A 23,960-nucleotide genomic window follows, 5' to 3' on the forward strand; every position below is an offset into this window, starting at 1 on the left:
TCAGCCCTTCAGGCCCGAGGTGGCCATGCCGTCGATCAGATAGCGCTGGAAGGCGAGGAAGAAGGCGAGCACCGGCAGCAGTGCCACCAGCGACATCGCGATCATGCCGCCGTAGTTGGCCACGGCGTCCTGGTCCACGAACATCTTCAGCCCGAGCGAGACCGTGTACTTGTCGGGCTCGTTCAGATAGATCAGCGGGCCCATGAAGTCGTTCCAGGCGTTGATGAAGGTGAAGATCGCGCTGGTGATGAGTGCGGGCCGGCACAGCGGCAGCACGATCGACCAGTAGATCCGGAAGTGCCCGCAGCCGTCGAGCCGGGCCGCCTCGTCGAGCTCCCTGGGCAGGTTCCGCATGAACTGCACCATCAGGAAGACGAAGAACGCCTCCGTGGCCAGGTACTTCGGCAGCAGCAGCGGGGTGTAGGTGTTGATCAGGTCCATGTTGCGGAACAGCACGTACTGCGGGATCAGCAGCACGTGGTAGGGCAGCAGGAGCGTGCCGATCATCAGCGTGAAGAGCAGATTGCGCCCGGCGAACTTGATCTTCGAGAAGGCGTACGCCGTCAGCGAGCAGGACACCAGGATCCCGACCACCGAACCGAGCGCGAGCGTGAGCGAGTTGACGAAGAAGGTGGAGATCGGGATGTCGGCGATGCCGTCGGAGAGCCGGGTGTAGTTGGCGATGATCGGGTCGCTCGGGAGCAGATCCAGGCTGCCGACGATGTCGTCGCTGTCCTTGAAGGAGCCGCCGATCACCCAGATCACCGGGTAGAGGATCACCGCGAGGATCAGCAGGGAGCCGATGTGCCAGGCGAGGGAGCCGGGCAGCTTGCGACGGAGGGCGCCTCCCTTCGTGGACCGGCCCGGGGCCGGGCTGATCTCGGTGGCCTGTGCGCTCATCGGGCACCCTCCTCGTAGTGCACCCAGCGCTTCTGGGACCAGAACAGCACCGCCGTCACCAGGGCGACCGCGACCAGCAGCACCCAGGCCATGGCGGAGGCCATGCCCATGCGGCTGTTCTCGAAGCCCTGGACGTACAGATAACAGGTGTAGACCATCGAGCCGTCGGCCGGACCGCAGGCGCTGCCGCCGGCGCCGCCACCGACGATGTACGCCGAGCTGAAGATCTGGAAGGAGTGGATCGTCTCCAGCAGGACGTTGAAGAAGAGGACCGGGGAGATCATCGGCAGGGTGATGTTCCAGAACCGCCGGAACGTACCCGCCCCGTCGACCTCGGCCGCCTCGTACAGCTCGCGCGGAACCTGCTTGAGACCGGCCAGGAAGATCACCATCGGGGCACCGAACTGCCAGACGGTGAGGGCCACCAGGCTGTAGATGATCAGGTCCGGGTCACCGGTCCAGCCGCCGGCATCGATCCCGAAGAGCTTCTGCGTACGGTCGACGATGGCGTCGTCCGAGAAGATCGCCTTCCACACGATCGCGATGGAGACGCTCGCCCCGATCAGCGACGGCGCGTAGAACGCGGCCCGGTAGAACGCCTGCCCGCGCCGCTTCTGCGCCAGCAGCAGCGCCACGCCCAGGGCGGCGACCAGCTTGATCGGCGTGCCGACGACGACGTACCAGAGCGTCACCTGTACCGAGTTCTGCCAGCGGGGATCGGCGAACATCTCGGAGAAGTTGTCGAGGCCGATCCAGCTGGGCGCGTCGAACAGGTTGTAGTCGGTGAAGGCGAAGTAGAGCGAGGCGACCATCGGGCCCGCTGTCAGCAGCAGGAACCCGGCGATCCACGGGGACATGAAGAGATAGCCGGCCAGGTTCTCCCGGCGGCCCCGCCGCTTGAGGGCGGCGGGGCGCGGAGACTTGGCCGGACGGTGCCGCGGCTCGGAGTCCTTGGTCAGGTCCTCCATCGCAGGGGCGTGTGTCACGGCGGTTCCCATCAGCTGCCGAGAGCCGTCTTCGACTCGGTGAAGAACTGCTTGACGGCGTCGTCGACGGACCGCTTGCCCAGGGCGAGCTCCTCGGCGATGCGCATGAAGGCGGCCTCGCAGATGTCCGCGCCGTTCGGATGCGGGGTGATGGGCTCCAGGACGCCCGCCGCGACGAGGGACTCCTCGTACTCGGCGATGGCCTTGTTCACCGGGTCGGTCGGCTTGAACGCGTCGTACTGGGCCTGTGTCGCGGGAACACCGCGGTCGTAGCCCATGATCTCGGCGACCCCGGGCTCGTGCACCATGAAGTCGATGAACTGCGCGACCTCCTTGGGGTGCTGGGTGCGCTTGGAGGCGCTGAGCATGAGGGAGCCGAGGTACTGGCCGGTCTTCTTGCCGTCGGTGGTCGGGATGGGGGCGAGGCCGTACTCGCTCTTGCCCTCGGAGGTGTAGCGGACGGTGAAGTTGTCCCAGGTGAACTCACCGGCGGCGAGTTCCGCGGCGACCGCCGACTTGGGCTTGGTCTGGGCGACCTTCTTCGGGTCGGCGTAGATGCCCTCCTCCAGGCCCTTCTCGGCCTTCGTCCACCAGGCCTTCAGATCGGCCTCGGCGAAGCCGAGCCCGTCCTCGGTGAAGAACGCCTTGCCGTTCTGGCGCAGATACAGGTCGTAGAGGTACATGACGCCGTACATGCCGCTGTCGCCGGCCCGGCCCGCCTTCTCCCGGATCTTCTTCATCGCGGCGTCGAAGTCGTCCCAGGTCCAGCCCTGCTCCGGCTTCACACCGGACTTGGTGTAGACGGGCTTGTCGATCACCAGGGCCATCGAGTTCGAGCCGACCGGGACGCCGAGCAGTTTTCCGTCGACCTCACCGAACTTCTCCAGGCCCGCTCTGAAGCCGTCCATGGAGAGGTTGCCCGCCTCGACCTGTGGGCTCAGATCGAGCAGCACATTCTTCGCGTCATATTTCCGCAGGAAGCCGATGGCATTCTGGAACACATCCGGCGGATTTCCACCGGAGGCCTGGGTGTTGAACTTCTTCCAGAAGTCCGGATAGACCTGGAAGTCGGTCTTCACCTTGATCTTCGGGTACTTCTTCTCGAAAAGCGCGATGGTCTTCTTGATGCGCTCCGCACGGTCCTCGGCGCCCCACCAGGCGTAACGGATCGTCACCGTCCCGTCCCCCGCGCCACCTGCTCCGCCACAGGCCGTGGCCGTCGCTCCCAGCCCCGCGACGGCGAGCGAGGCTCCCGCCGCCTTGAGGACCGTTCGCCTCTCAACGTTCCTGTTTTGCTGCATGGTTGAGCCTCCCCGCGACGCCGAGTCCCGCGCCATGAATCGTTTCAAGTAAGCGCTTGCTGGCACAAGGTACGGAGCCCCTCAGGTGACGTCAATGATTCGGACAGGAATTGATGGAAAGCGGAGCGTCCGCCACGCAGGGCCCGACGGCACCGCAGGTGACGGCAGCTCAACCGAAAGCCCAGGTAGGGGAGTTGCGATCGACAGGCCGAACATGACAGGGGCCGAAGGACCACGAACGGACGAGGCTGAAAGGAGTCAGTGGGAACACCCCCGGCCGCCCCCGCCGAACCATGCCCGAAGCCCGACGGCCTGACCGGACGCGGCGCCGGACCGGGGGTATCGAAGCACCGGATCCGGCCAAATGACGACGGATCCGAAGGCGCCAGCGCGGCCTCTCACGGCCACCGGCCGGCCCGTTCAGCCGCCTGTCGGTCCGCGCCGGCCGCCGGGCCGCCGGGAGGCGCACGGCCCGGCCGGCCGCCCCGGGCACCACGGCCGGACCCCGACGAAAAAGCGGCCCGGTCCACGTTTCCGTGGACCGAGCCGCCATCATCCGGTGGGCGATACTGGGTTCGAACCAGTGACCTCTTCGGTGTGAACGAAGCGCTCTCCCACTGAGCTAATCGCCCGGACGCAGGAAGAACATTACCCCATGTCAGGGAGTGCCCCCGACCACGTTCCGGGTCCCCGCGCCGACCCGTCCGGGATCACTGCTCCTTGATGTTCCAGGGCATCTCGAAGCCGAACTTCCAGACATAGAAACCGACGAGAACGGCCACGATCACCAGGCCGATCGACGTCAGGATGATGTTGCGCCGCCGAACCCTGGGATCGAGTGCGCGCTCGGTGGCCTCGCTGACCTTGCGCTTGGTCCAGCGGAGCACCAGCTGGGCCCAGACGAATTCGGTCGCCCAGATCGCCATACCGGCGAAGATCACAAGCCAGCCGGGGCCGGGCAGCACCAGCATCATCACACCGGCGGCCACCACCGCCAGCCCGACGACGAAGATGGCCACCTGCCAGCTGAGGTGCAGCATCCGCCGGGCTCTGACGAATTCCGGCGCACGAGATCCGAGCGGCGCTTCGTTCTTGGCCACATCGGCCTCACTGTTCGCTACGTTTGTGTCACTCTTCGTTCCTTCGGTCGCCACGGCGACCTCCCCCGTTCCGTAACTCCCCGTGTCCATACGGCCAAACCCTACCCGAGAGAAACCGGTCACCGGAATGGTCGTACCCACAGAAGACGGTCTCGGCCGGATGAGCTACCAAAAGCGACGCAAAACTCCCAGAGGGGTTTACAACGGCACCGTAGGTGGCATGTCGATTTCGCCGACGTGCGAATCCCCGAGCGCACACTGAGCGAAAGGCCTTGGCGCTTATGAACACCACGGTCAGCTGCGAGCTGCACCTGCGCCTCGTTGTGTCGAGCGAGTCCTCACTGCCTGTTCCCGCGGGACTGCGGTATGACACGGCCGATCCCTACGCCGTGCACGCCACCTTCCACACCGGAGCAGAGGAAACGGTCGAATGGGTGTTCGCCCGCGACCTCCTCGCCGAGGGCCTGCACCGGCCCACCGGCACCGGCGACGTCCGTGTCTGGCCGTCGCGCAGCCATGGCCAGGGCGTCGTGTGCATCGCCCTGAGCTCCCCGGAGGGCGAGGCCCTCCTCGAAGCCCCGGCGCGGGCCCTGGAGTCCTTCCTGAAGCGCACAGACGCCGCCGTGCCACCCGGCACGGAGCACCGGCACTTCGACCTCGATCAGGAGCTCTCGCACATCCTGGCCGAGAGCTAGGGCGAGGCCCACAGAGCCGCCCGGCGCCGTCCACTCGGGGAGACGGCTCGGGCCAAGACAACCGAATACGGCTTCAGGCCGACCCAACGACGCCGTCGTCGCGGACCCACCGCGCGGCGGCGTCGCCCTGTCGTCACCGAGCGCGACGATCGGGCACCGATCGCGCCTCTGGCCCGTTCCGCACGTAGCAGGGTGTCCCGGGGCCGGTCCGTACCGGTCCACCGCCGCGCCGAGCGATTACCATCGGCCAGCATCGGCGGGCGCCCGCCCGACCCTCGCAGGCCAGGGAGCGAAACGTGCTGATCACCCACGACACCCGGTGTTCCCTAGACGCCGTGGTGGATCTGGTGAACACCGTGCCGGAGAACGACACGGCGACCGACGGGCTCGCGACTGTCGCGGCGCTCGCCGACTTCGTACGACAGCACGACATCAGCGAGGTCGGTGCGCTGTCCGAGTTCGACCTCGCGGCCGTGCGCAAGATCCGCGGTCGGTTCACGGAGGTGTTCGCCGCCTCCGACGCGACCTCGGCGGCTTCGGTCATCAACGATCTGATCGCCGCGGCGGGCACCACGCCCCGGCTCACCGATCACGACGGCTACGACTGGCATGTGCACTACTTCGCGCCCGGCGCGTCGCTGGCCGACCATCTCGCGGCCGACTGCGGCATGGCCCTCGCCTTCTTCGTGGTCGCCGGTGAGCAGGAGCGGCTGCGGCGCTGTGAGGCCCCCGACTGCCGGCGCGCTTTCGTCGACCTCTCCCGCAACCGCTCGCGCCGCTACTGCGACAGCCGCACCTGCGGCAACCGTCTGCATGTGGCCGCGTACCGGGCACGCCGCAAGGAGGCGGCGGGCTGAGGCGACGGCCGGCCGGGTGGGTGGAGTGTGAGGGTGCGGGGCTGACGGAGCCCTCGACGGGTGGCGTCAGGGGCTCCGTTTACGGCTCAGAGCATCAGCAGATCGTGCAGTGACGCCATGAGCAGCAGGCAGCCGATCACCGCTAGGAAGATCATCAGCGGTGGCTGGGAGAGAGCGAAGAGACAACCTCGCCGCTCCTCCGGTGGGACGACGGTGTCGCTCTGTGTTGTTGTGTCCAGCATCTCGCCGTGATGATGACGCAGCGGAGGCCCTCCGCGCGATCAACCCACCCGGAATGACGGAGAGTTCGCCGATATCCACAACGTACGGAGCGAACGTGATCACTTCGGCGTCGTGGCCCGACCTACTGTGTCGTTTCAGTCCGCGGGCGCCCCGGCGGCCCGACCACGTGTCTCTTCGAGCCTCTCGGGGTCAGATGCCGTGCTTCTTGAGGATCGCCTCGATGTCGCTGAAGTCGTCCGCCGCGGGCTTCGCCGCGCCACCGGTCCGGGGCGACGCCGCCGGGCGGGCCGCAGGCCGGGTGCCCTGCCCCAGCGAGGGTGCCGAGGCCGTCGGGGCTATCGCGTCCGTGCGGGACGCCTTGGCGGCCTTGCGGTCCTTGCCGGTGACGCCGCGGCGCCGCTCCACGCCGCGGGTGGTCATGAACAGCAGCCAGGCGGCGCCCAGCACCCCGAAACCGGCCCACGCGGTCGGGCTGAAGGCGGTGTCGGCCACCCACTCGACGACCCCGGTCATCACCAGGCCGAGCGGGACCAGTGAGTAGGCGGCGATACGGGTCGCCCTGAGGAAACGCTTCCGGTACGCCGTGATCGCGGCGATGCCCAGGCCTGCCGCGGCCACGGCGGCACAGACTGTCTCGGCAATCATCCGGTCCTCCAGGCGGTGCTCGGTCGGGCGGTGTCGTTCCGTCCCTTCCATCCTGCACCGCCGCGCGTCCGATATGCCATGGTCCCGGGAGACCTCAGGGACATCTCCGGGTCGTCTCGGGGTCGGTGCGACGTCCGGCCCATGCCCCGGAGGCTGGGAGACTGGCCCCATGAGCGACTCCTCCCCCGTACCGTCCGCCGTCGTCCTGGACGTCTGGTGCGAACTCCAGTGTCCCGACTGCCGCGGCGCCCTGGACGACATCCGCGCGCTGCGGGCCCGCTACGGCGACCGGCTCGACGTACGGCTGCGGCACTTCCCGCTGGAGAAGCACAAGCACGCCTTCGCCGCCGCGCAGGCCGCCGAGGAGGCCGCGGAGCAGGGGCGGGCCTGGCCGTACGTCGAGGCCGTGCTCGGCCGGGTCGAGGAGCTGGACCGGACCGGCGAGCCGTTCCTGGTCGAGGCGGCGCGTGAACTCGGGCTGGACGCCGAGGAGTTCGACACCGCCCTGATCGACGGTCGGCACATCCTGATCGTCGACGCCGACCAGGCCGAGGGCAAGGCGATCGGTGTGACCGGCACCCCGACGTACGTCATCGGCGGCGAGCGCCTGGACGGCGGCAAGAGCCAGGCGGGGCTGCGCGAGCGGATCGAGGAGATCGCCGACCGGCTGCTGGCCGGGGGCGCCTGACCCCGCCGGGCACCCCCGGCCGCCCGTCAGAGCAGGGGCTTGGACAGGTGGTGGACCGTCGTCTCGTAGCCGAGCGAGTCGTAGAGGCATTCGGCCCGGACGTTCCCCGCGAAGACGTTGAGCGCGATGACGGGTTTCCCGGCCGCCACCGCCTGGGCCTCGGCCAGCAGCATGAGCGTACGGCCGTGTCCTCGGCCCCGGTGTGCGGCGTCCGTCTCCACGTCGTAGACGGATGCCTCGCCGTCGGTCAGCCACAGCCAGAGGGTGCCGACCCGTGTGCCCTCGTGTTCCAGCACGCTGAGGAGGCTGCCGGCGGAGGCCACGCCCCTCGGCAGGCACCGCACGTAGTCCTCGGCGGCCCGGCCGTACGCCTCCGCCTCGGGCACGCCGCGGGTGATCAGGTCCTGTGCGTAGCCCTCCAGCCCGTTCGCCTTCCACGGCTCGTACTCGGCCTCGGTCATGGGCCGGCCCCGGCTGCCCTCGGGCAGGGCGGGCGGGGTGCCGTCGAGGGGCTTGGTCATGCTCCGGTTGCGCAGGACGTAGCCGAGCGTCTGGGTCAGCCGCAGGGCGGGGCCGGCGTCGGCCGGGACGCTGGTCTCGATCCGTCGGCAGCCCCAGCCCCGGGCCACCTCCTCGGCGGCGAGCGCGGCGACCGTGGCCCGGCCGCGCCGCCGGTCCGGTTCGTCGATCCGCAGGTCCAGGACGCGGGCGACCGCGGCACCGGGGTCGGGGCGTGTACCGAGGTGTATCCGGCCGACGGGACGGCTGTTCACACACACCTGGTAGCGGCGCGAACGGGACCCGTCGGCGGCGTGCTGAAGCGGCTCGATGGGCCGCAGGGTGGTGGTCATCAGGGGTGTTCTACCCGCCCCGGCGCGTGGAGTCCGCCGAATATCCCCAGCCTTTGCGGTTCAGGGGATCACGAGCCTCTTCGGACGCGGCTACGGATCGAGGTCGTCGCCCGAGCGCTCGTCGAAGATCCGCATCGCCTTGGCCGTCACGGGGCCCAGCGTGGTGGAGAGTTCACGGGCGTCGACGCGGTGCACGGACTGCACGTCGCGCAGGCTCGACGTCAGGAAGATCTCGTCGGCGCGGTCCAGGACGTCCAGCGGCAGATCGGTCTCGCGGGCGCCGGTCCACTCGACGACCAGGGCGCGGGTGATGCCCGCGAGACAGCCCGAGGCGACCGGCGGCGTGTGGATCTCGCCGTCGAGGACGACGAAGACATTGGAGCCCGTGCCCTCGCAGAGCTGCCCCACGGTGTTGGCGAACAGGGCCTCGGTGGCGCCCTGGTCGTGGGCGCGGGCGAGGGCGACGACGTTCTCGGCGTACGAGGTGGTCTTCAGGCCGGTGAGGGCGCCGCGCTCGTTGCGGGTCCACGGGACGGTGATCGTGGCGGTGGAGTCGGCGCGCCGGGCGGTCTCGCCGACGGCGACGACGAGGGTCGGGCCGTGGTCGCCGCGGTCGGAGCCGAGCGGGGAGACCCCGCCGGTGTAGGTGATGCGCAGCCGGCCGAGGGCCGTCGGGTTGGCCTCCAGGACGGCGGCGCAGGCGCGGCGGACCTCGTCGAGGTCGGGCTCGGGCAGGCCGAGGCCGCGGGCCGAGCGCGCCAGCCGGTCGAGGTGGCGGGTGAGCGCGAACGCCCGCCCGTCGACCGCCTTCGCGGTCTCGAAGACGCCGTCGCCCACGGTCAGCCCGTGGTCGAGGACGGAGACACGGGCGGAGTCGATGTCCTGCAGTCCGCCGTCGAGCCAGATCTTCACGTAGGGGTCCTCCCACTCGCCTCGTACGTCCCCGACGCTACCGCGAGCAGCCGGGCGGCCTTCAGCTCGGTCTCCCGCCACTCCGCCTCGGGGTCGGATCCCCAGGTGATCCCCGCGCCCGTGCCGAAGCGCAGTTCGCCGGCCGCCCGGTCGATCCAGAAGGTGCGGATGCCGACGGCCAGCTCTCCGGTGCGCCGGTCGGCGTCGACCCAGCCGACGCCGCCGGTGTACGGGCCGCGCGGGGCGGTCTCCAGGGCGTCGATGATCCGCAGGGCGCTGGACTTGGGCGCGCCGGTGACGGAGCCGGGCGGGAAGGCGGCGGCGAGCAGTTCGGGCCAGCCGGCGGCCTCGGGCAGTGCGCCGCGGACGAGCGAGACGAGGTGGACCAGTCCGGGGTGCTTCTCGACGGCGCAGAGGTCGGGCACGGTGACCGAGCCGGTGGCGCAGACCTGGCCGAGGTCGTTGCGGACCAGGTCGACGATCATGACGTTCTCGGCGTAGTCCTTCTCCAGGAGGTCCGCCTCGGTGCGTCCGGTGCCCTTGATCGGGCCGGACTCGACGGTCCGGCCGTCGCGGCGCAGGAAGAGCTCGGGGGAGGCGGTGGCCAGCTCGACGCCGTGCGCCGGGAGGCGAATCGTTCCTGCAAAGGGTGCCGGGTTGCCGCGGGCCAGCAGCGCGGTCAGGGCGTCCACGTCGGCGTCCGGGGCGACGGGCGCGGACAGCACCCGGCAGAGGTTCGCCTGGTACACCTCGCCGGCCGCGATGTGCTCACGGATCCGGCGTACGCCCGCCGTGTACGCGGCGCGGTCGAGGGACGACGTCCAGTCGCCGACGCCCGGCCCGCGCCACTCCCCCGGCACCGGGGCGGGCGCGGGCTCGCGACGTACGTCACGGAAGCGCGCGCACACCAGACGGCCCTCGTAGTCCGCGCACACGGCCCAGAAGCCGGAGGAGTCCAGGGCGGTGGCGTCGCTGGTCACATCGGTGAGACCGGTGGCCACGAGGTTGCCGAAGCGGGCGAGCGGAGGGAGGTCGTGCACACCGCCGAGTCTAGGACGGGTGCCCTGGTGGGCGGGCCCGGCCGGGTCTCGGACCGCACGTACCGCAGCACGCTGCACAAACGCGTTTTTGTGCTGGCCCCGGAATCCGCTAGAGTTCAACTCGTCGCCGGGACGCGGAAGCGGAACGGAAACGACAAGCGGACGTAGCTCAGTTGGTAGAGCGCAACCTTGCCAAGGTTGAGGTCGCCAGTTCGAACCTGGTCGTCCGCTCGCAGGAACGTGGGGGATCTTCCCGACCCCCGCACTCCTGGTGGAGTGGCCGAGAGGCGAGGCAACGGCCTGCAAAGCCGTCTACACGGGTTCAAATCCCGTCTCCACCTCCAAGGACGATTAGCTCAGCGGGAGAGCGCTTCCCTGACACGGAAGAGGTCACTGGTTCAATCCCAGTATCGTCCACTGATCCGTTTCATCGGGTCCCCGCGCGATTAGCTCAGCGGGAGAGCGCTTCCCTGACACGGAAGAGGTCACTGGTTCAATCCCAGTATCGCGCACGCAAGATCCACCGCCTCCGGGCAGTGATCCCGAGGACGATTAGCTCAGCGGGAGAGCGCTTCCCTGACACGGAAGAGGTCACTGGTTCAATCCCAGTATCGTCCACGCACCGAAGCCCCCGGCCGTCTCGTACGGCCGGGGGCTTCGTCGTCAGCTGGAGAACAGCATGTGGCCGAAGCCGCGGTTGTGGTGGCCGTGGCCCCCGTGGTGGCCTCCGTGATGACCGCCGTGCGGGGCGCCCCAGGCCGGGGCGTTGTGGCCGCCGCCCGCCGGGTACTGCGGAGCGGCCGGCGGCGGGGGAACGCCCGGGCCGCCCGCCCACTGGCCCTCGAGGCGGGTCAGCGCCTCCAGCTCGCCGTAGTCGAGGAATATCCCGCGGCATCCGCTGCACTGCTCGATCTGGACGCCATTGCGGTTGTAGGTGTGCATCGGCGCATGGCACTTCGGACACTGCATGTGCATGGTTCGGCTCAACTCCTCGCCGTTCGGTCCTGCTTCGCGTTACGCCAGGACAGACACTGTCCGGCTGCGGTCGGTTGCACCCTACTTCGGGAAAGGCTCCACCAACTCCGGCGGGATGCCTCCCATTCGGTCACATGCGTCCACAACGGACTGCTGCGCCTCGTCGAGGGGGTGTCCGGCGGTGGTGGACTTCGCGACCGCCAGGGCCGCGGTCTGCACGGTGAGCGCGCGGGCCGGTACGTCCAGTGACGGCCAGGGGTCGCCGTCGGCGGCGACCGCGGGGCCGCCGGCCCGCCGGTACGCGGTGAGGAAGCGGGTCCACTCCTCTGGGTGGAGCAGGCCGCAGGCGTACCAGGCGGCGGGGCGGGCGAGGTCCCAGGCGGGGACGCCCACCCCGAGGTCGTCGACGTCGATGAGGCGCCAGGGGCCGGTGGTGGCGGGGTGGCGGACGAGCTGGCCGAGGTGCAGATCGCCGTGGCAGAGGGCGGTCGTGTCGGGCATGGGGGTCTCGGACCTGGCCCAGGCGGGGAGGGTGCGCCAGGCGCGGAGGATCGAGGCCGTGGCGGGGTGGTCGGGTGCCGCGGCTTCGAGGCGGGCGACAGCCCGGGCGGCCTTGGCCGGGCCGCGCATGGGCGCCAGCCCCGGGGGCGGGGCCTGGCGGTGGAGACGGGCCAGGAGGGTGGCGGTCTCCTCCCAGGGGGCGGCCTCCGGGGTGTCGGGGTCGACCGGGGTGCCGTACGGCCAGCATGTGACGAGGCGGCCGTGGAGGAGGGCGGGCGTGGTGTCGAGGGGCGCCAGGAGGATCTCGGGGTGGGAGGCGGCGACGGTCAGGCGGAGTGCCAGCCGGGTGGGGTCCGTGCCGGGGGCGTGAGCCTTGGCGACCGTGTCCGCGTGGCGGACGACCGTGCCGTCGGCGCGTTCCGCGAGGACCGTGTCCGGGTGCGAGCAGGGGGCGGACTCGGGGTGGGCCGTGCCGCGCAGCTTCGCCCTGAGGGCGGGGAGTACGGAGGGGTCCGTGCCGGTGGTGGTCATGGGTCCCCCCGCATGCTGCGTCGTCGTACGGCCGCTGTCGTACGGCGCCGGAGCCGAGCCTACGTTTCGGGTGCGCCATGCGCCGCCCCTCCCCCATCGCCCCATCGCCCCATCGCCCCATCGGCACGGTGGCCCGCAGTTCGCGACGCGGGGAGTGGGGCTCGGGAAAAGACAACGCCCGCGCAGCTCCCCAGCTGCGCGGGCGTTTATTTGCCGTCCGCCGCACCCCCGTCCCCACGGGGTTTCATGGATGGATGTCCCCGCCCGGACCGCTCTTCCGGGCCTGGGGTCGCCGCTCAGCGCCCCAGCATCACACCCACGGACGACGCCTGTGTGACCACTGCTTCCCAGCCGCCGAAGGCGTACACGAGCAGGGCCGCCAGAGGGAGGACCATCGCGGTCGCCACCAAGGGGTGGCGACGACCCGGACGGCGGTCGGCGGTGAACGTCCTGCGCTCCCGTGTGCGGATCGCGGTCCGCGGTGCCGTGTGGGCCATGGTCCCTCCTCTGACCTTCTGTCGGTCTTGTGTTGTGGTTGGCAGCGGCGGGTGCCTGACCTCGGGGGACGAGTGCTGCACCCGCCGCTTGACCTCAAATCTAGGCGCGCGGCGGGTGCGGGTCGTCATGCCCTCGTACCGATTGGCGGGCCTCCCGGAGGATGAGCGATGACCTGCGGTGTACTCCCCAGGGTGGAGACGAGGTCCTAGGTCTCGGGGTCTTCCCGGAAGGGACGCCCGGTCTGCCCCTTCTGTTACGCGATCCGTTACGCGCCGCGCTCCGAGTCGGCCTCTCGGGGCACCGGCTGTTCGACGAGGGCCAGGACCCTGTTCGCCATGAACCTGGCCGTCCGCACCACCGTGCCGCTGCGGGTGACTTCGCTCACTTCCACGACACCTCGGCGTACCGCGGTCTCCACCCGTCGGCCCGCCCTGCTCGCGATCACCTCGTACGTCCGTGTTGTGTCCCCGGCGTCCACGACTATCTCCACACGGTCACCCTTCACGGGTTCAATCCCCCTTCTGTGGCGGGTGGTTGGGATCACAGGCAGCCCAACACCGGCCCGAACTCCTGTTCCCTGACCACCCTTCAAGTTTCCCACCCGGCACTGACAATCCATCGAGTCGTGAGGGCGCGGCCTCTGCGCGCCCCCGGCCGCGGAAACGTAAGCTGTGGCTCGTCAGACGGAACGGGCAGCGGGGATGGACATGGCGATGATGCGCCTGAGGCGCGAGGACCCGCGCGTCGTCGGCTCGTTCAGGATCCACAGACGGCTCGGCGCGGGCGGAATGGGCGTCGTCTACCTGGGCTCCGACCGGCGCGGACAGCGTGTCGCGCTCAAGGTGATCCGGCCGGATCTGGCGGAGGATCAGGAGTTCCGGTCGCGGTTCGCGCGAGAGGTGTCCGCGGCGCGGCGGATCAGGGGCGGGTGCACCGCCCGGCTGGTCGCCGCCGATCTGGAGGCGGACCGTCCGTGGTTCGCCACGCAGTACGTTCCGGGGCCCTCGCTGCACGACAAGATCGCCGAGGAAGGACCCATGACGGCCGCCGACGTGGCCGCCGTCGGTGCCGCGCTCTCCGAGGGGCTCGTGGCGGTGCACGAGGCCGGTGTCGTACACCGGGATCTGAAGCCGTCCAACATCCTGCTGTCCCCGAAGGGGCCGCGGATCATCGACTTCGGTATCGCGTGGGCGACCGGGGCCTCGACCCTGACCCATGTCGGTACGGCCGTGGGCTCGCCCGGCTTCCTCGCGCCCGAACAGGTGCGCGGGGCCGCCGTCACCCCGGCCACCGACGTCTTCTCCCTCGGCGCCACGCTCGCCTACGCGGCCACCTCCGACTCGCCCTTCGGACACGGCAGTTCGGAGGTCATGCTCTACCGGGTGGTGCACGAGGAGCCGCAGCTGCGCGGGGTGCCCGACGCGCTGGCCCCCCTGGTGCGGGCCTGTCTGGCGAAGGACCCGGAGGAGCGGCCCAGCACGCTGCAACTGTCGCTGCGGCTCAAGGAGATCGCCGCGCGTGAGGCGCAGGGGATGGCGGATGTACGGCCCCCCGCGCCGCGTACGGATCCGGACCGGCCCTCGGGGCGGCTCGCGGAGCAGTACGTGGAGCAGCGCACGTTGCGGCAGCCGCCGGAGACCCGCAGGACACAGCCGGGGCAGTCCGGGGCGCCCGGCACACCGGCGCCCCGGAACGGTTCCCGCACCGGCGGCGGTTCACGGACCGCGGGCGGATCACGTACGGGTGGCGGGTCGCGGCCGGGGGCCCGGCCCGTGCCGTCGCGCAACACCACCGGGTCCGGGAAGCGGCCCGCTCCGCGCAGTGGGGCGGGGCGGCCGGGGCCGCGGAACACGGGGACCGGGCGGCGGCCCGCCAATCCTCGGCTGCTGCGGCAGCGGATCTTCGTGTTCGTGGTGGTGACCCTGCTGGCGGCGATCGGGATCGCCACGGCGCAGGGGTGCCAGGGGCCGTCCCGGGGGCTGGGCGGGGACGGCCTCCGACCCGAGTGGACGATCGTGGAGTCGGGCGGCAGTTGAGGGGGTGCTCCGGGCAGCGCAAAGGCAGGGCTCGGGCCTGCCGCTCGTCTGCTCGCCGCGGAGACGTGGGGGCTTGTCGCGCAGTTCCCCGCGCCCCCCTACGGGGCGCGCCGTTTCCGGGACGCGTCGGCTTACTGGGCCGGGCGGCCCGTCGCCACCGCGTAGAAGGCGACCGCCGCCGCCGCGCCCACGTTGAGGGAGTCGACTCCGTGGGCCATGGGGATGCGGACCCATTCATCGGCGGACATCAGGGCCTTGGTGGAGAGGCCGTCGCCCTCCGCGCCGAGCATCAGGGCGACGCGGTCCATCCGGTGCGGGGCGGCCTCGTCCAGTGACCTGGCCTTCTCGTCCGGGGTGAGGGCGAGCAGGGTGAAGCCGGCGTCACGGACCGCGTCGAGGCCCTTGGGCCAGGCGTCGAGACGGGCGTACGGAACGGAGAAGACGGCGCCCATGGAGACCTTGACGCTCCGGCGGTAGAGCGGGTCGGCGCAGTCCGGGGAGAGCAGGACCGCGTCCATGCCGAGGGCGGCGGCCGAACGGAAGATCGCGCCGATGTTGGTGTGGTCGTTGACCGACTCCATGATCACCACCCGGCGGGCGGCACCCAGGAGTTGGTCGGCCGTCGGGAGGGGCCTGCGCTGCATGGAGGCGAGGGCGCCCCGGTGCACGTGGTAGCCGGTGACCCGTTCGGCCAGCTCGGGGCTGACCGCGTAGACGGGGGCCGGCAGTTCGTCGATGACATCGCGCATGACGTCGACCCACTTGGCGGAGAGCAGCATCGAGCGCATCTCGTAGCCGGCTTCCTTGGCCCGTCTGATGACCTTCTCGCCCTCGGCGATGAACAGGCCCTCGGCGGGTTCGCGCCGTCGGCGCAGCTCCACGTCGGTCAGGCCGGTGTAGTCGCGCAGGCGCGGGTCGTCGGGGTCCTCAACGGTGATGAGATCGGCCACAGGGTGATACTGCCTTGTCCTGGGTGTGGTGCCAACGGCTTGGGACGGGTTGGGTTACCGGTGGTTACGGTTCCGCTCCGCTACGGTCCGGGATCGTCTCCCGGGGATCACACGTCCGTCCCGGGCCCCACCTTCACGACCTCGCCGACGACGATCACCGCCGGCGGCTTGACCTCGCGCGTGCGCACGGTCTCGGCGACGGTGGCGAGGGTCGCGTCGACCCGGCGCTGCGCGGCCGTGGTGCCCTCCTGGATCAGGGCGACCGGGGTGTCCGGGGACTTGCCGCCGGCCACCAGCGCCTCGGCGATCCGGCCGATCTTGTCGACACCCATCAGGATCACCAGGGTGCCGGTGAGCCGGGCGAGGGCGGGCCAGTCGACCAGGGAACGCTCGTCGTCGGGGGCCACATGGCCGCTGACCACGGTGAACTCATGGGCCACCCCCCGGTGGGTGACCGGGATACCGGCCGCGCTCGGGACCGAGATCGAGCTGGAGATGCCGGGGACGACCGTGCAGGGGATGCCCGCCTCCGCGAGGGCCTGCAGTTCCTCCATGCCGCGGCCGAAGACGTACGGGTCGCCGCCCTTGAGGCGGACGACCGACTTGCCCTGCTTGGCGTGCTCGATCAGCGCGTTGTTGATCGCCTCCTGGGCCATGAAACGGCCGTACGGGATCTTCGCCGCGTCGATCACCTCGACGTGCGGCGGGAGTTCGGCGAGCAGGTCGCGCGGGCCGAGGCGGTCGGCGATGACGACATCGGCCTCGGCGAGGAGACGGCGGCCGCGCACGGTGATCAGGTCCGGGTCGCCGGGGCCGCCGCCGACGAGGGCGACACCGGGGGCGCGGGTGCGGTGGTGGGGGGCGACGAGGGTGCCGTCGCGCAGGCCCTCGACGACCGCGTCCCGGATGGCGGCGGTGTGGCGGGGGTCGCGGCCCTCGGCGCGGGCGGTCAGGACCGCGACCGTGACGCCCTCGCTGTGGCCGGTCGCCGGGGTCCAGGCGGTGGCCTCCTCCGCGTTGTCGGAGCGGACGCACCAGATGCGGTGGCGCTCCGCCTCGGCGGAGGCGCGGGCGTTGGCCTCCGGGTCGCCGGTGGCGATGAGGACGTACCAGGCCTCGGCGAGGTCGCCCTCCGCGTAGCGGCGCCGCTCCCAGGTCAGCTCGCCCGCGTCCACCATCGCCTCCACGGACGGGGTCGCCGACGGGGAGACGAGGACGATGGCGGCGCCGGCCGCGATGAGGGCGGGGAGGCGGCGCTGGGCGACCTGGCCGCCGCCGATGACGACCACTCGGCGGCCGTTGAGGCGGAGGCCTACGGGGTAGGCGGGGTGTTCGGCCATGAGGGTGCGGCTCCTCGGGCTGGCGGCGGTGCGGTGGGGGCGCTGCGGCATTGGAGCGGACCCTGACGTGCGGATTCTAAGGGGCGGGCGGGGGCGCGGCTCAGCAGGTGTGCCGGCTGAGCACCCTTGCCGAGTGCCGACCGGTGAGGGCCGGCCCCGCCCTCCCCCCTACTTCTCGGTGACCCCCGCCGAGTCGAACGTCGCCACCTCGTGCATCGCTCTGGCCGCGCTCTGCACGACCGGGAGCGCGAGGAGGGCGCCCGTGCCCTCGCCGAGGCGGAGATCGAGGTCGACCAGGGGGCGCAGGCCCAGCTTCTGGAGAGCCGCGACATGGCCCGGCTCGGCGCTGCGGTGGCCCGCGATGCAGGCGGCGAGGACCTCGGGGGCGATGGCGCGGGCCACCAGGGCGGCGGCGCCGGCGCTGACGCCGTCGAGGATCACCGGCGTACGCAGGGAGGCGCCGCCGAGGAGGAGGCCGACGATGGCGGCGTGTTCGAAGCCGCCGATCGCCGCCAGGACACCGATGGGGTCCGCCGGGTCCGGCTGGTGCAGCTCGATGGCACGGCGGACGACCTCGGTCTTGCGGGCGAGGGTCTCGTCGTTGATGCCGGTGCCGCGGCCGGTGACCTCGGTGGGGTCCGCGCCGGTGAAGACGGCGATCAGGGCGGCGGATGCCGTGGTGTTGGCGATGCCCATCTCGCCCGTGAGCAGGGCCTTGTTGCCGGCCGCGACGAGGTCGCGGGCCGTCTCGATGCCGACCTCGATGGCCTGCTTGGCCTCCTCGCGGGTCATCGCGGGACCGGTCGTCATGTCGGACGTACCGGCGCGGACCTTGCGCGGCAGCAGTCCCGGGGTGGCCGGGAGGTCGCTCGCCACGCCCACGTCCACGACGCAGACCTCGGCGCCCACCTGGGCGGCGAAGGCGTTGCAGACCGCTCCCCCGCCGAGGAAGTTGGCGACCATCTGGGCCGTCACCTCCTGCGGCCAGGGGGTGACGCCCTGGGCGTGGACGCCGTGGTCGCCCGCGAAGATCGCGACGGCCGCGGGCTCCGGGATCGGCGGCGGGCACTGGCGGGAGAGGCCGGAGAGCTGGGCGGAGATGATCTCCAGCATGCCGAGCGCGCCCGCCGGCTTGGTCATGCGCTTCTGGCGTTCCCAGGCCTCGCCGAGCGCCTTGGCGTCCAGCGGGCGGATTCCGGCGACGGTCTCGGCGAGCAGGTCGTGCGGCTCGGCGCCGGGCAGGGCGCGGCGGCCGTACGTCTCCTCGTGGACGACCCAGGACAGCGGGCGGCGCTTGGCCCAGCCCGCCTGCATCAGCTCGGGCTCCTCCGGGAACTCGTCCACATACCCGACGCACAGGTAGGCCACGACCTCCAGGTGCTCGGGCAGGCCGAGGGCGCGGACCATCTCGCGCTCGTCGAAGAAGCTGACCCAGCCGACACCGAGGCCCTCGGCGCGGGCCGCGAGCCAGAGGTTCTCGACCGCGAGCGCGGAGGAGTACGGGGCCATCTGCGGCTGGGTGTGGCGGCCCAGGGTGTGACGGCCGCCGCGGGTCGGGTCGGCGGTGACGACGATGTTGACCGGGGTGTCGAGGATGGCCTCGATCTTCAGTTCCTTGAACTGCTTGGCCCGGCCCTTCGGCAGCGACTTCGCGTACGCCTCGCGCTGGCGCTGGGCCAGTTCGTGCATGGTGCGGCGGGTCTCGGCGGACCGGATGACGACGAAGTCCCAGGGCTGCGAGTGGCCGACGGAGGGTGCCGTGTGGGCTGCCTCCAGGACGCGGAGCAGCACGTCGTGCGGGATCGGGTCGCCGCGGAAGCCGTTGCGGATGTCGCGGCGCTCGCGCATGACCTTCAGGACGGCTTCGCGTTCGGCGTCGTCGTAGGCGGGTGCGGCGGGGCCGGTGGGCTGCCGGACCACGTCCGGTACGTCTTGCGGTGCGTCTTGCGTCACGCCGTCCGGTGCTTCGTCCGGTGCTCTTTCCGGTGCTTCTTCCGTCACCGCGTAGGGTACGTCGTCCGGGGCGGCCTCCGGTACGGCGTCCGTCGTGTCTCGCGCGTCTTCGGGTGCTTCTTCCACCGGGGCCGTGCTCTCTTCGGCTGCTGCTGTCGGTGCTGCTTCCACGTCGGCCGCGGTCCGCGCCGCCGCCTCGCCGTCCTCCTGGTCGGCGGCCCGGGTGTCCAGGTCCTCGGCGTTCTGGAGGACGTCCGGGTGCGCGTCGGCCGTCGCCGCGACCGGGTGCGGTACGACGATGGTCTCGGCCTCGGAGTCCCGGGGGGCGGGGACCGTGGCCACGCGCTCCCCTTCCGGCTCGGGGGCGTCCTCGGCCGCGGGGAACGCGGCGGCGGGTGCCGGCGAGTCGTCGACGGTCTCGGGCCCGCCCAGCGGTTGGTCCTCTGCGTCGGCCTCGGTCACGGGCTCCGCGAGCGGGGCGTCGGGGGTGTGCTCGGCCGGGGTCCGCACCACGGCGCCCTGGGGGGCGTCGATCCGGGAGGCCACCGGGACCTGGACCGGTGCCTCGGCCGCCGGGTCCGCGACGGGCGCGGAAGGGTCGGGCGAGGTCTCGTCGGCCGGTCGCTCGGTGGGCGCGGGTTCCGGAGCGGCCGTGCTGTCGGCCGACGGGTCCGGGGCGTTCGCCTCCGTGGTGCCGGGCCCTACCAGGGCGTCCAGGGCGGAGGGCGGCGTGGCTTCCGGGAGAGGGGCGGGGTCGGTGGCTTGCGGCGGCACGGCTTGGGGGTGGTCCGTGTTCGCGGTCTCGGTCGGGGCCTCGTTCGGAGACTCGTTCGAGCCGCCGTCCGGGGTCTCGTTCTGGACGTGAACCTGGTCCTGGTCCTGGCCCGAGTCCTGCTCCGGGTCCTGGTCCTGGTCCTCGACGAGCGCGATCGGCTCGGCGGCGCCCGGGTTCTGCGCGACGGGCTGGGGCTCCGGCTGGGCGGGGTCCAGCGGCGGGGGCTCCTCGGCCACCGCGTCCGCCTCCGTCACGGGGTCGGCCACGGGCTCGGGCTGCGTGGCCTCCTCCTGGGCCTCCGGCGTCGGTGCCTCGGCTGTCCCGGCCTCCGCCGGCTGGGGCTCCTCCTCCGTGACCGGGGCCTCGGCCGAGTGCTGGAGGTCCTGGGCGAGGGCGGCGTCCGGGGCCGGTGCGGCGGTCGCGAGCTGGGGGTCGGGCAGGTCGGCGGGGGGCTGCTCGTCGGCCCCGGGGGCCGTCGCCTGCTGCTCGGGCTCGGGGGAGGCGGCCTCGGCCTCCGGTGCGTCGGCCTGGGCGGGCACGACGGCCGCCGTGTCGGCCTGCGGCACCTCGTCGGCCTCGGGCTCCTGCGGGGTCTGGGGGACCTCCTGGGCCTCGGCGACCGTCTGGGCCGGGACCGGCTCGGGGTCCTCGGCGGCCGGGGGGAACGGGGTCGTGTCCGGCGGCTGCGCGGCGGGCGGGGCCTCCTCGGCGGCGGGCGCCTCGGGGGCCTGCGGCTCCTCGGCCGGGGGCAGCTGCTCGGCGTCCACGACGGCCGTGGCTTCGGCGGCCTCGGACGCCGAGGGCTCGGCGGGTGCCTCCACGGGCGCCTGGCCGGCGGCCGGCTCCTCGACGGGCTCCGGGGCCTGGGGCTCCGCGGCGGCCGGGACTCCGACCGCCTCCGGGCCCTGGGTGTCGAGCGCGGCCGGCGCCTCCACGGCCACCGGGTCCTGGGTCTGTCCCAGGGCCTCGGCCTCTTCCGGTGCCTCGGTCGCCTGGACCTGCGCGGCGACCGGGGTCCCCACGGCCTCCGGGGTCCGGAACTGCGCGACCGCGGCCTCCTGGGCCAGGGCGTAGGCGGCGTCCTGGGCCTGGTGCAGGGCCTCGGGGTCCTGCAGCTCCTCCGGCGCCTCCGCGACCTGGGCCGCCAGGGGCGTGTCCGCCACGGCCACGGAGAGCTGCGCCTCCTGCGGAGCGACCGTTTCTGCGGCCGCACCCCCCGCGGGCACTCCAGGCGCCGGGGCGGCCGGGGCGCCGACCCACTGCGACACGGGCTGCTGGGGCACGTCGAGGTACTCGGGGCCCGTGGTGGGCGGGCCGGGGTGGCGCATGGCGCCGGGCGGGACGGGGGCACCGGCCGGGCCCCGGTCGGCGAGGGAGCGGACCGGGCTGGCGGAGGCGTCGGGCGTGGGCGGGCCGAGGTGCAGCGGGCGGCGGGCCACCGGCGGCTGCGGGACGGGGGTCGCGACGGGGGCGCGGACGGCGCTGAGGTCGTGCGAGCCGCTGTCGCGGCCGGACATCTCGTGCGGGCCCGGCTCGTGGACGACCTGGACGACGGGCTCGGGAGCGGGCGGCGGCATCTCGTTGCCCCAGGCGCCCTGGGCGCCCGGCAGCAGGAGGTCCTCGTCCTCGGCGGCGGTTTCGGAGAGGTAGGTGTACGCACCCGGCGCGGGGACGCCCGGCTGCTCCACCATGCCTGCGCTCTCCGGCAGTCCCTCGCCCGGGACCTGGCCGGTGTCGGTCATGCGTACCCCTCGCCCATCGGTTAGTGCCTCCATGCCAGCTGGCCCGGGAACGGCGCACCTACCGCCCCGCTGTGGAGAACGAGCGTGCGTGCCCAGCGGCACGTGACGACCCGGCTGCATGTCGACAAAGCCATTGAATGGCCATTGTCGCGGTCGTACCCCCGTCGCGACAGCTTGATCCGCGACGGTCCGCTGTGGACTGCGCCACGTTGCGCGTCCTCCCCGTTTCGCCGTACCACACACGCCCTCAAAACGGGCGCGCTTTTAGGACATTGACCGACGAAGTGCCGGATGCCGAAGTGCGGTACAACAGTCGGCCAGCTTACCGCGCCGGTACGACAACCGGATCACAGGGAACGTTCGGGCAGAGTCCCACTGAGCAGGAACGCGACGCTCCGTTCGCGTTCCGTCCAAGCCCTTGTATCGAGTTCGACGGACTGGACGAAGTCGCAGCGGACCTCGTATCCGTGCTCGGTGAGGTCCCGTCCGACGCGCTCGGCGGCGGGGCGGGTGAGGGCGTGGGTGACGATGCGCTGCGGGCGGCGGTCGGCGACGGCGGAGACCACGGCCGCTCCCCCGCCTCCGACGCGGACGACGTCGGGTTCGGGGAGGTTCTCCAGGATGTGCGGGGCGGCGCCGTGGACGACCTGGAGCCGGACGCCGAAACGGCGGGCGGCGAGGGTCGTACGGCCGCAGGCCTCGGGGTCGCGGTCGACGGCGATGACGGCGGCGCCGCTGCGGGCCGCCTCGGTGGCGAAGGCACCGCTGCCGGAGCCGATGTCCCACACCAGGTCGCCCACGCGCGGGCCCAGACGGGCCAGTTGGGAGGAGCGCAGCAGTTCTGCCTCGCCCTCGCCCAGGTGGTGGCCGTAGACGCCGGAGGGCTGGGCCCAGCCGCGTGGTCCGGTGCCGGGGTCGCGGCCGGCGAGCCAGCCGCCGCCCTCGGCGGAGCCCGCGTGGCCGCCTATGACGATGACGAGGTTCGGGTCGCGCCAGGTGCGGTCGACCGCCTTGTCGGAGGCGACGATGGTGACCCGCTCGCGTTCCGTGCCGAGTTCCTCGCAGACCACGAAGGTGCGGTGGACCCCGTCGAGGAGCAGCCCCAGTTCGGCGGGTCCGGCGCCGGGCGAGGTGAGGACGGCGACCTTGCCGTGGGCGCGGCAGACGTTCACCGCGCGGCGCAGCGTACGGCGGTGGGCGACGACCACCTGGGCGTCGTCCCAGGGCATGCCGGCGCGGGCGAAGGCGGCGGCCACGGAGGAGACGCCGGGCACGACCTCGACCTCCAGGCCGAACTCGGGGGCCCTGAGGGTGCGGACGACACCGAAGAAGCCCGGGTCGCCGTCGGCGAGGACCACGGCGGTGCCGCGGTGGCCGGCGATCCGGCGGGCGGCGAGGGCGGCGCTGCCGAGCCGGATGCGTTCGGCGTTCGGGGGCACCTCGGGCAGGGCGAGGTGATGGGCCGCGCCGGCGACCAGGGTGGCCGCCGCGAGGGCGGAGCGCGCCGCGGCGGTCAGGGGGGAGCCGTCCCAGCCGATCACCGTGACCCGGTCGGCCATCGTCGTCAGTCTCCAGAGGTCTTCGCAGGTCGTCGGAGATGCCCGCGGAGGTCCCGTGAGACTACCTGGTGACGTGCGGGGCTCCGGCGGCCGGGCGTGCGGCCGCGCATGCCCGTGGGTGGTTCAGTTCCAGTCCGGGTAGGAGCCGAAACCACCACTGTCGGCCAGTTCCTCGCCGACGCCCTCGATGTCCTCCGGGAGGAGGCTCCAGACGATGAAGTCGGTGCGGACCTCGGTCCAGCCGTCCTCGGCGGTGCGGGCGCGCGCTATGCAGGCGTTGCGCAGCACGCCCTCGCTGATACAGCCGATCTTCTGCGCGACCTGCTGCGAGGCGGTGTTGTCGGCGGCGGTGCGCAGCTCGATGCGTTCGAACTTCTGCTCACGGAACAGCCATTGGGCGGTGGCGAGGGCGGCTTCGGAGGCGTAGCCCTCGCCGCGGGCCCAGGGGGCGACGACGTACGACAGTTCCGTCGCTCGCACGTGCCAGTCGGTCTTGGTCAACTGGATGACGCCGACCAGGCGCTGGGTGAGGAACTCCGTGACGGCGAGGTCGAGGCCGCGGCCGGAGGTGCGTTCGGTGGGCGCGTACTCGGTGATCCAGGTACGCGCCTCGCGTTCGGTGAAGGGCTGCGGGACCTCGGTCCAGGTCATCACCTGTTCGTCGTTCATCATCTCGGTGAACGCCTGGATGTCGTCCTCGTCGAACGGGCGCAGAACCAACCGATCCGTGCTGATGGAGATGTCGGGAAAGGTGCTCATCATGCGCCGCTCCGTAACCTTCGAAAACTTTGAGAGCTTGCTGAACTGCCCAGCATGCAGCATGAAAGCACTGAATCGCACCACAGGGGTCCACTCCCCGTGAGGGAGCGGACCCCATGCGTG

General features: G+C 71.9%; 22 protein-coding genes and 6 tRNA genes. 9 read left to right on the forward strand and 19 right to left on the reverse strand.

Going from position 1 to position 23,960, the window contains the following annotated elements; genetic code table 11:
* The 5 genes from J8M51_RS12475 to J8M51_RS12495 form a co-directional block, all read right to left on the reverse strand.
* The gene (locus tag J8M51_RS12475; protein ID WP_086758122.1) at positions 1 to 900 is read right to left on the reverse strand and encodes a carbohydrate ABC transporter permease; all 900 of its coding nucleotides are present in this window, start codon (positions 898 to 900) and stop codon (positions 1 to 3) included.
* Positions 897 to 1,898 carry a carbohydrate ABC transporter permease gene (locus tag J8M51_RS12480; protein ID WP_179203215.1) on the reverse strand — a complete coding sequence of 334 codons (1,002 nt, stop codon included), beginning with the start codon at positions 1,896 to 1,898 and terminating at the stop codon, positions 897 to 899. Before J8M51_RS12480 ends, J8M51_RS12475 begins: the two co-directional genes overlap by 4 nt.
* The gene (locus J8M51_RS12485; protein WP_267299163.1) at positions 1,898 to 3,187 is read right to left on the reverse strand and encodes an ABC transporter substrate-binding protein; all 1,290 of its coding nucleotides are present in this window, start codon (positions 3,185 to 3,187) and stop codon (positions 1,898 to 1,900) included. The genes J8M51_RS12480 and J8M51_RS12485 overlap by 1 nt, the downstream gene beginning before the upstream one ends.
* 560 nt (positions 3,188 to 3,747) lie before the next feature.
* Positions 3,748 to 3,819, reverse strand: a tRNA-Val gene (locus tag J8M51_RS12490).
* A gap of 78 nt (positions 3,820 to 3,897) precedes the next feature.
* Entirely contained in the window at positions 3,898 to 4,377 is a 480-nt protein-coding gene (locus J8M51_RS12495) for a TIGR02611 family protein (protein WP_086760989.1), read from the reverse strand.
* A 191-nt stretch (positions 4,378 to 4,568) separates the two neighbouring features.
* Between J8M51_RS12495 and J8M51_RS12500 the strand changes: the two genes are divergently transcribed.
* Complete coding sequence (locus J8M51_RS12500; protein ID WP_004002642.1) at positions 4,569 to 4,982, forward strand: SsgA family sporulation/cell division regulator; 414 nt, start codon at positions 4,569 to 4,571, stop codon at positions 4,980 to 4,982.
* 296 nt (positions 4,983 to 5,278) lie between these two features.
* Positions 5,279 to 5,839, forward strand: a complete 561-nt coding sequence (locus tag J8M51_RS12505) for a CGNR zinc finger domain-containing protein (RefSeq protein ID WP_086760987.1) — start codon at positions 5,279 to 5,281, stop codon at positions 5,837 to 5,839.
* A gap of 86 nt (positions 5,840 to 5,925) precedes the next feature.
* On the opposite strand, the gene J8M51_RS12510 is transcribed toward J8M51_RS12505, so the two are convergent.
* Together J8M51_RS12510 and J8M51_RS12515 are read right to left on the reverse strand one after the other, a co-directional pair.
* On the reverse strand, positions 5,926 to 6,081 hold the full coding sequence (locus tag J8M51_RS12510) for a hypothetical protein (RefSeq protein WP_179203361.1): 156 nt from the start codon (positions 6,079 to 6,081) through the stop codon (positions 5,926 to 5,928).
* Positions 6,082 to 6,271: 190 nt separating this feature from the next.
* Positions 6,272 to 6,727: a hypothetical protein gene (locus J8M51_RS12515; protein ID WP_086760991.1), complete on the reverse strand. Its 456-nt coding sequence runs from the start codon at positions 6,725 to 6,727 to the stop codon at positions 6,272 to 6,274.
* Positions 6,728 to 6,896: 169 nt separating this feature from the next.
* Here J8M51_RS12515 and J8M51_RS12520 point away from each other — a divergent pair, with 169 nt between their 5' ends.
* Positions 6,897 to 7,415 carry a DsbA family protein gene (locus tag J8M51_RS12520; RefSeq protein WP_086760985.1) on the forward strand — a complete coding sequence of 173 codons (519 nt, stop codon included), beginning with the start codon at positions 6,897 to 6,899 and terminating at the stop codon, positions 7,413 to 7,415.
* A 26-nt stretch (positions 7,416 to 7,441) separates the two neighbouring features.
* On the opposite strand, the gene J8M51_RS12525 is transcribed toward J8M51_RS12520, so the two are convergent.
* The 3 genes from J8M51_RS12525 to J8M51_RS12535 all read right to left on the reverse strand — a co-directional run bounded on the left by J8M51_RS12525 (position 7,442) and on the right by J8M51_RS12535 (position 10,218).
* Positions 7,442 to 8,266, reverse strand: coding sequence for a GNAT family N-acetyltransferase (locus J8M51_RS12525; RefSeq protein ID WP_216588974.1), 825 nt, complete (start codon positions 8,264 to 8,266; stop codon positions 7,442 to 7,444).
* Positions 8,267 to 8,356: 90 nt separating this feature from the next.
* Positions 8,357 to 9,178, reverse strand: a complete 822-nt coding sequence (locus J8M51_RS12530) for an aminotransferase class IV (RefSeq protein WP_086752949.1) — start codon at positions 9,176 to 9,178, stop codon at positions 8,357 to 8,359.
* Positions 9,175 to 10,218: a chorismate-binding protein gene (locus J8M51_RS12535; RefSeq protein WP_086752947.1), complete on the reverse strand. Its 1,044-nt coding sequence runs from the start codon at positions 10,216 to 10,218 to the stop codon at positions 9,175 to 9,177. Before J8M51_RS12535 ends, J8M51_RS12530 begins: the two co-directional genes overlap by 4 nt.
* Before the next feature lie 158 nt (positions 10,219 to 10,376).
* On the opposite strand from J8M51_RS12535, the gene J8M51_RS12540 reads away from it, so the two are divergent.
* The 5 genes from J8M51_RS12540 to J8M51_RS12560 all read left to right on the forward strand — a co-directional run bounded on the left by J8M51_RS12540 (position 10,377) and on the right by J8M51_RS12560 (position 10,836).
* Positions 10,377 to 10,449, forward strand: a tRNA-Gly gene (locus J8M51_RS12540).
* Between the two features lie 39 nt (positions 10,450 to 10,488).
* Positions 10,489 to 10,562: transfer RNA gene (locus J8M51_RS12545), tRNA-Cys, on the forward strand.
* Between the two features lies 1 nt (position 10,563).
* Positions 10,564 to 10,635, forward strand: a tRNA-Val gene (locus tag J8M51_RS12550).
* Between the two features lie 23 nt (positions 10,636 to 10,658).
* Positions 10,659 to 10,730: transfer RNA gene (locus J8M51_RS12555), tRNA-Val, on the forward strand.
* Positions 10,731 to 10,764: 34 nt separating this feature from the next.
* A tRNA-Val gene (locus J8M51_RS12560) sits at positions 10,765 to 10,836 on the forward strand.
* 45 nt (positions 10,837 to 10,881) lie between these two features.
* Here the strand turns inward: J8M51_RS12560 and J8M51_RS12565 are convergent.
* The 4 genes from J8M51_RS12565 to J8M51_RS12580 form a co-directional block, all read right to left on the reverse strand.
* Positions 10,882 to 11,187 carry a TFIIB-type zinc ribbon-containing protein gene (locus tag J8M51_RS12565; RefSeq protein WP_216588981.1) on the reverse strand — a complete coding sequence of 102 codons (306 nt, stop codon included), beginning with the start codon at positions 11,185 to 11,187 and terminating at the stop codon, positions 10,882 to 10,884.
* An 87-nt stretch (positions 11,188 to 11,274) separates the two neighbouring features.
* Positions 11,275 to 12,225: a phosphotransferase family protein gene (locus J8M51_RS12570; RefSeq protein ID WP_267299164.1), complete on the reverse strand. Its 951-nt coding sequence runs from the start codon at positions 12,223 to 12,225 to the stop codon at positions 11,275 to 11,277.
* 296 nt (positions 12,226 to 12,521) lie between these two features.
* Positions 12,522 to 12,722: a hypothetical protein gene (locus J8M51_RS12575; protein ID WP_020114444.1), complete on the reverse strand. Its 201-nt coding sequence runs from the start codon at positions 12,720 to 12,722 to the stop codon at positions 12,522 to 12,524.
* Positions 12,723 to 12,988: 266 nt separating this feature from the next.
* The gene (locus J8M51_RS12580; protein ID WP_086764275.1) at positions 12,989 to 13,228 is read right to left on the reverse strand and encodes a hypothetical protein; all 240 of its coding nucleotides are present in this window, start codon (positions 13,226 to 13,228) and stop codon (positions 12,989 to 12,991) included.
* Positions 13,229 to 13,424: 196 nt separating this feature from the next.
* Here J8M51_RS12580 and J8M51_RS12585 point away from each other — a divergent pair, with 196 nt between their 5' ends.
* Positions 13,425 to 14,759: a serine/threonine-protein kinase gene (locus tag J8M51_RS12585; protein ID WP_267299298.1), complete on the forward strand. Its 1,335-nt coding sequence runs from the start codon at positions 13,425 to 13,427 to the stop codon at positions 14,757 to 14,759.
* Positions 14,760 to 14,890: 131 nt separating this feature from the next.
* On the opposite strand, the gene J8M51_RS12590 is transcribed toward J8M51_RS12585, so the two are convergent.
* The 5 genes from J8M51_RS12590 to J8M51_RS12610 form a co-directional block, all read right to left on the reverse strand.
* The gene (locus tag J8M51_RS12590) at positions 14,891 to 15,709 is read right to left on the reverse strand and encodes a TrmH family RNA methyltransferase (RefSeq protein WP_086758318.1); all 819 of its coding nucleotides are present in this window, start codon (positions 15,707 to 15,709) and stop codon (positions 14,891 to 14,893) included.
* A gap of 107 nt (positions 15,710 to 15,816) precedes the next feature.
* The gene (cobA, locus tag J8M51_RS12595) at positions 15,817 to 17,049 is read right to left on the reverse strand and encodes a uroporphyrinogen-III C-methyltransferase (RefSeq protein WP_216588971.1); all 1,233 of its coding nucleotides are present in this window, start codon (positions 17,047 to 17,049) and stop codon (positions 15,817 to 15,819) included.
* Between the two features lie 168 nt (positions 17,050 to 17,217).
* Positions 17,218 to 21,519 (reverse strand): nicotinate-nucleotide--dimethylbenzimidazole phosphoribosyltransferase, encoded by a 4,302-nt coding sequence (gene cobT / locus J8M51_RS12600; RefSeq protein ID WP_267299165.1) that lies wholly within the window; start codon positions 21,517 to 21,519, stop codon positions 17,218 to 17,220.
* 347 nt (positions 21,520 to 21,866) lie between these two features.
* Complete coding sequence (cbiE, locus tag J8M51_RS12605; protein WP_086759729.1) at positions 21,867 to 23,078, reverse strand: precorrin-6y C5,15-methyltransferase (decarboxylating) subunit CbiE; 1,212 nt, start codon at positions 23,076 to 23,078, stop codon at positions 21,867 to 21,869.
* A 123-nt stretch (positions 23,079 to 23,201) separates the two neighbouring features.
* Positions 23,202 to 23,840, reverse strand: coding sequence for a GNAT family N-acetyltransferase (locus J8M51_RS12610; protein WP_086759731.1), 639 nt, complete (start codon positions 23,838 to 23,840; stop codon positions 23,202 to 23,204).
* Between the last annotated feature and the right edge of the window lie 120 nt (positions 23,841 to 23,960).

Source organism: Streptomyces griseiscabiei (assembly GCF_020010925.1).
GTDB lineage: Bacteria > Actinomycetota > Actinomycetes > Streptomycetales > Streptomycetaceae > Streptomyces > Streptomyces griseiscabiei.

Coding starts and splice junctions, on each gene's coding strand:
- J8M51_RS12475 (WP_086758122.1), bottom strand. CDS start 900: ATGAGCGCACAGGCCACCGAGATCAGCCCGGCCCCGGGCCGGTCCACG.
- J8M51_RS12480 (WP_179203215.1), bottom strand. CDS start 1,898: ATGGGAACCGCCGTGACACACGCCCCTGCGATGGAGGACCTGACCAAG.
- J8M51_RS12485 (WP_267299163.1), bottom strand. CDS start 3,187: ATGCAGCAAAACAGGAACGTTGAGAGGCGAACGGTCCTCAAGGCGGCG.
- J8M51_RS12495 (WP_086760989.1), bottom strand. CDS start 4,377: ATGGACACGGGGAGTTACGGAACGGGGGAGGTCGCCGTGGCGACCGAA.
- J8M51_RS12500 (WP_004002642.1), top strand. CDS start 4,569: ATGAACACCACGGTCAGCTGCGAGCTGCACCTGCGCCTCGTTGTGTCG.
- J8M51_RS12510 (WP_179203361.1), bottom strand. CDS start 6,081: ATGCTGGACACAACAACACAGAGCGACACCGTCGTCCCACCGGAGGAG.
- J8M51_RS12515 (WP_086760991.1), bottom strand. CDS start 6,727: ATGATTGCCGAGACAGTCTGTGCCGCCGTGGCCGCGGCAGGCCTGGGC.
- J8M51_RS12520 (WP_086760985.1), top strand. CDS start 6,897: ATGAGCGACTCCTCCCCCGTACCGTCCGCCGTCGTCCTGGACGTCTGG.
- J8M51_RS12525 (WP_216588974.1), bottom strand. CDS start 8,266: ATGACCACCACCCTGCGGCCCATCGAGCCGCTTCAGCACGCCGCCGAC.
- J8M51_RS12565 (WP_216588981.1), bottom strand. CDS start 11,187: ATGCAGTGTCCGAAGTGCCATGCGCCGATGCACACCTACAACCGCAAT.
- J8M51_RS12570 (WP_267299164.1), bottom strand. CDS start 12,225: ATGACCACCACCGGCACGGACCCCTCCGTACTCCCCGCCCTCAGGGCG.
- J8M51_RS12575 (WP_020114444.1), bottom strand. CDS start 12,722: ATGGCCCACACGGCACCGCGGACCGCGATCCGCACACGGGAGCGCAGG.
- J8M51_RS12585 (WP_267299298.1), top strand. CDS start 13,425: ATGGACATGGCGATGATGCGCCTGAGGCGCGAGGACCCGCGCGTCGTC.
- cobA (WP_216588971.1), bottom strand. CDS start 17,049: ATGGCCGAACACCCCGCCTACCCCGTAGGCCTCCGCCTCAACGGCCGC.
- cobT (WP_267299165.1), bottom strand. CDS start 21,519: ATGACCGACACCGGCCAGGTCCCGGGCGAGGGACTGCCGGAGAGCGCA.
- cbiE (WP_086759729.1), bottom strand. CDS start 23,078: ATGGCCGACCGGGTCACGGTGATCGGCTGGGACGGCTCCCCCCTGACC.
- J8M51_RS12610 (WP_086759731.1), bottom strand. CDS start 23,840: ATGATGAGCACCTTTCCCGACATCTCCATCAGCACGGATCGGTTGGTT.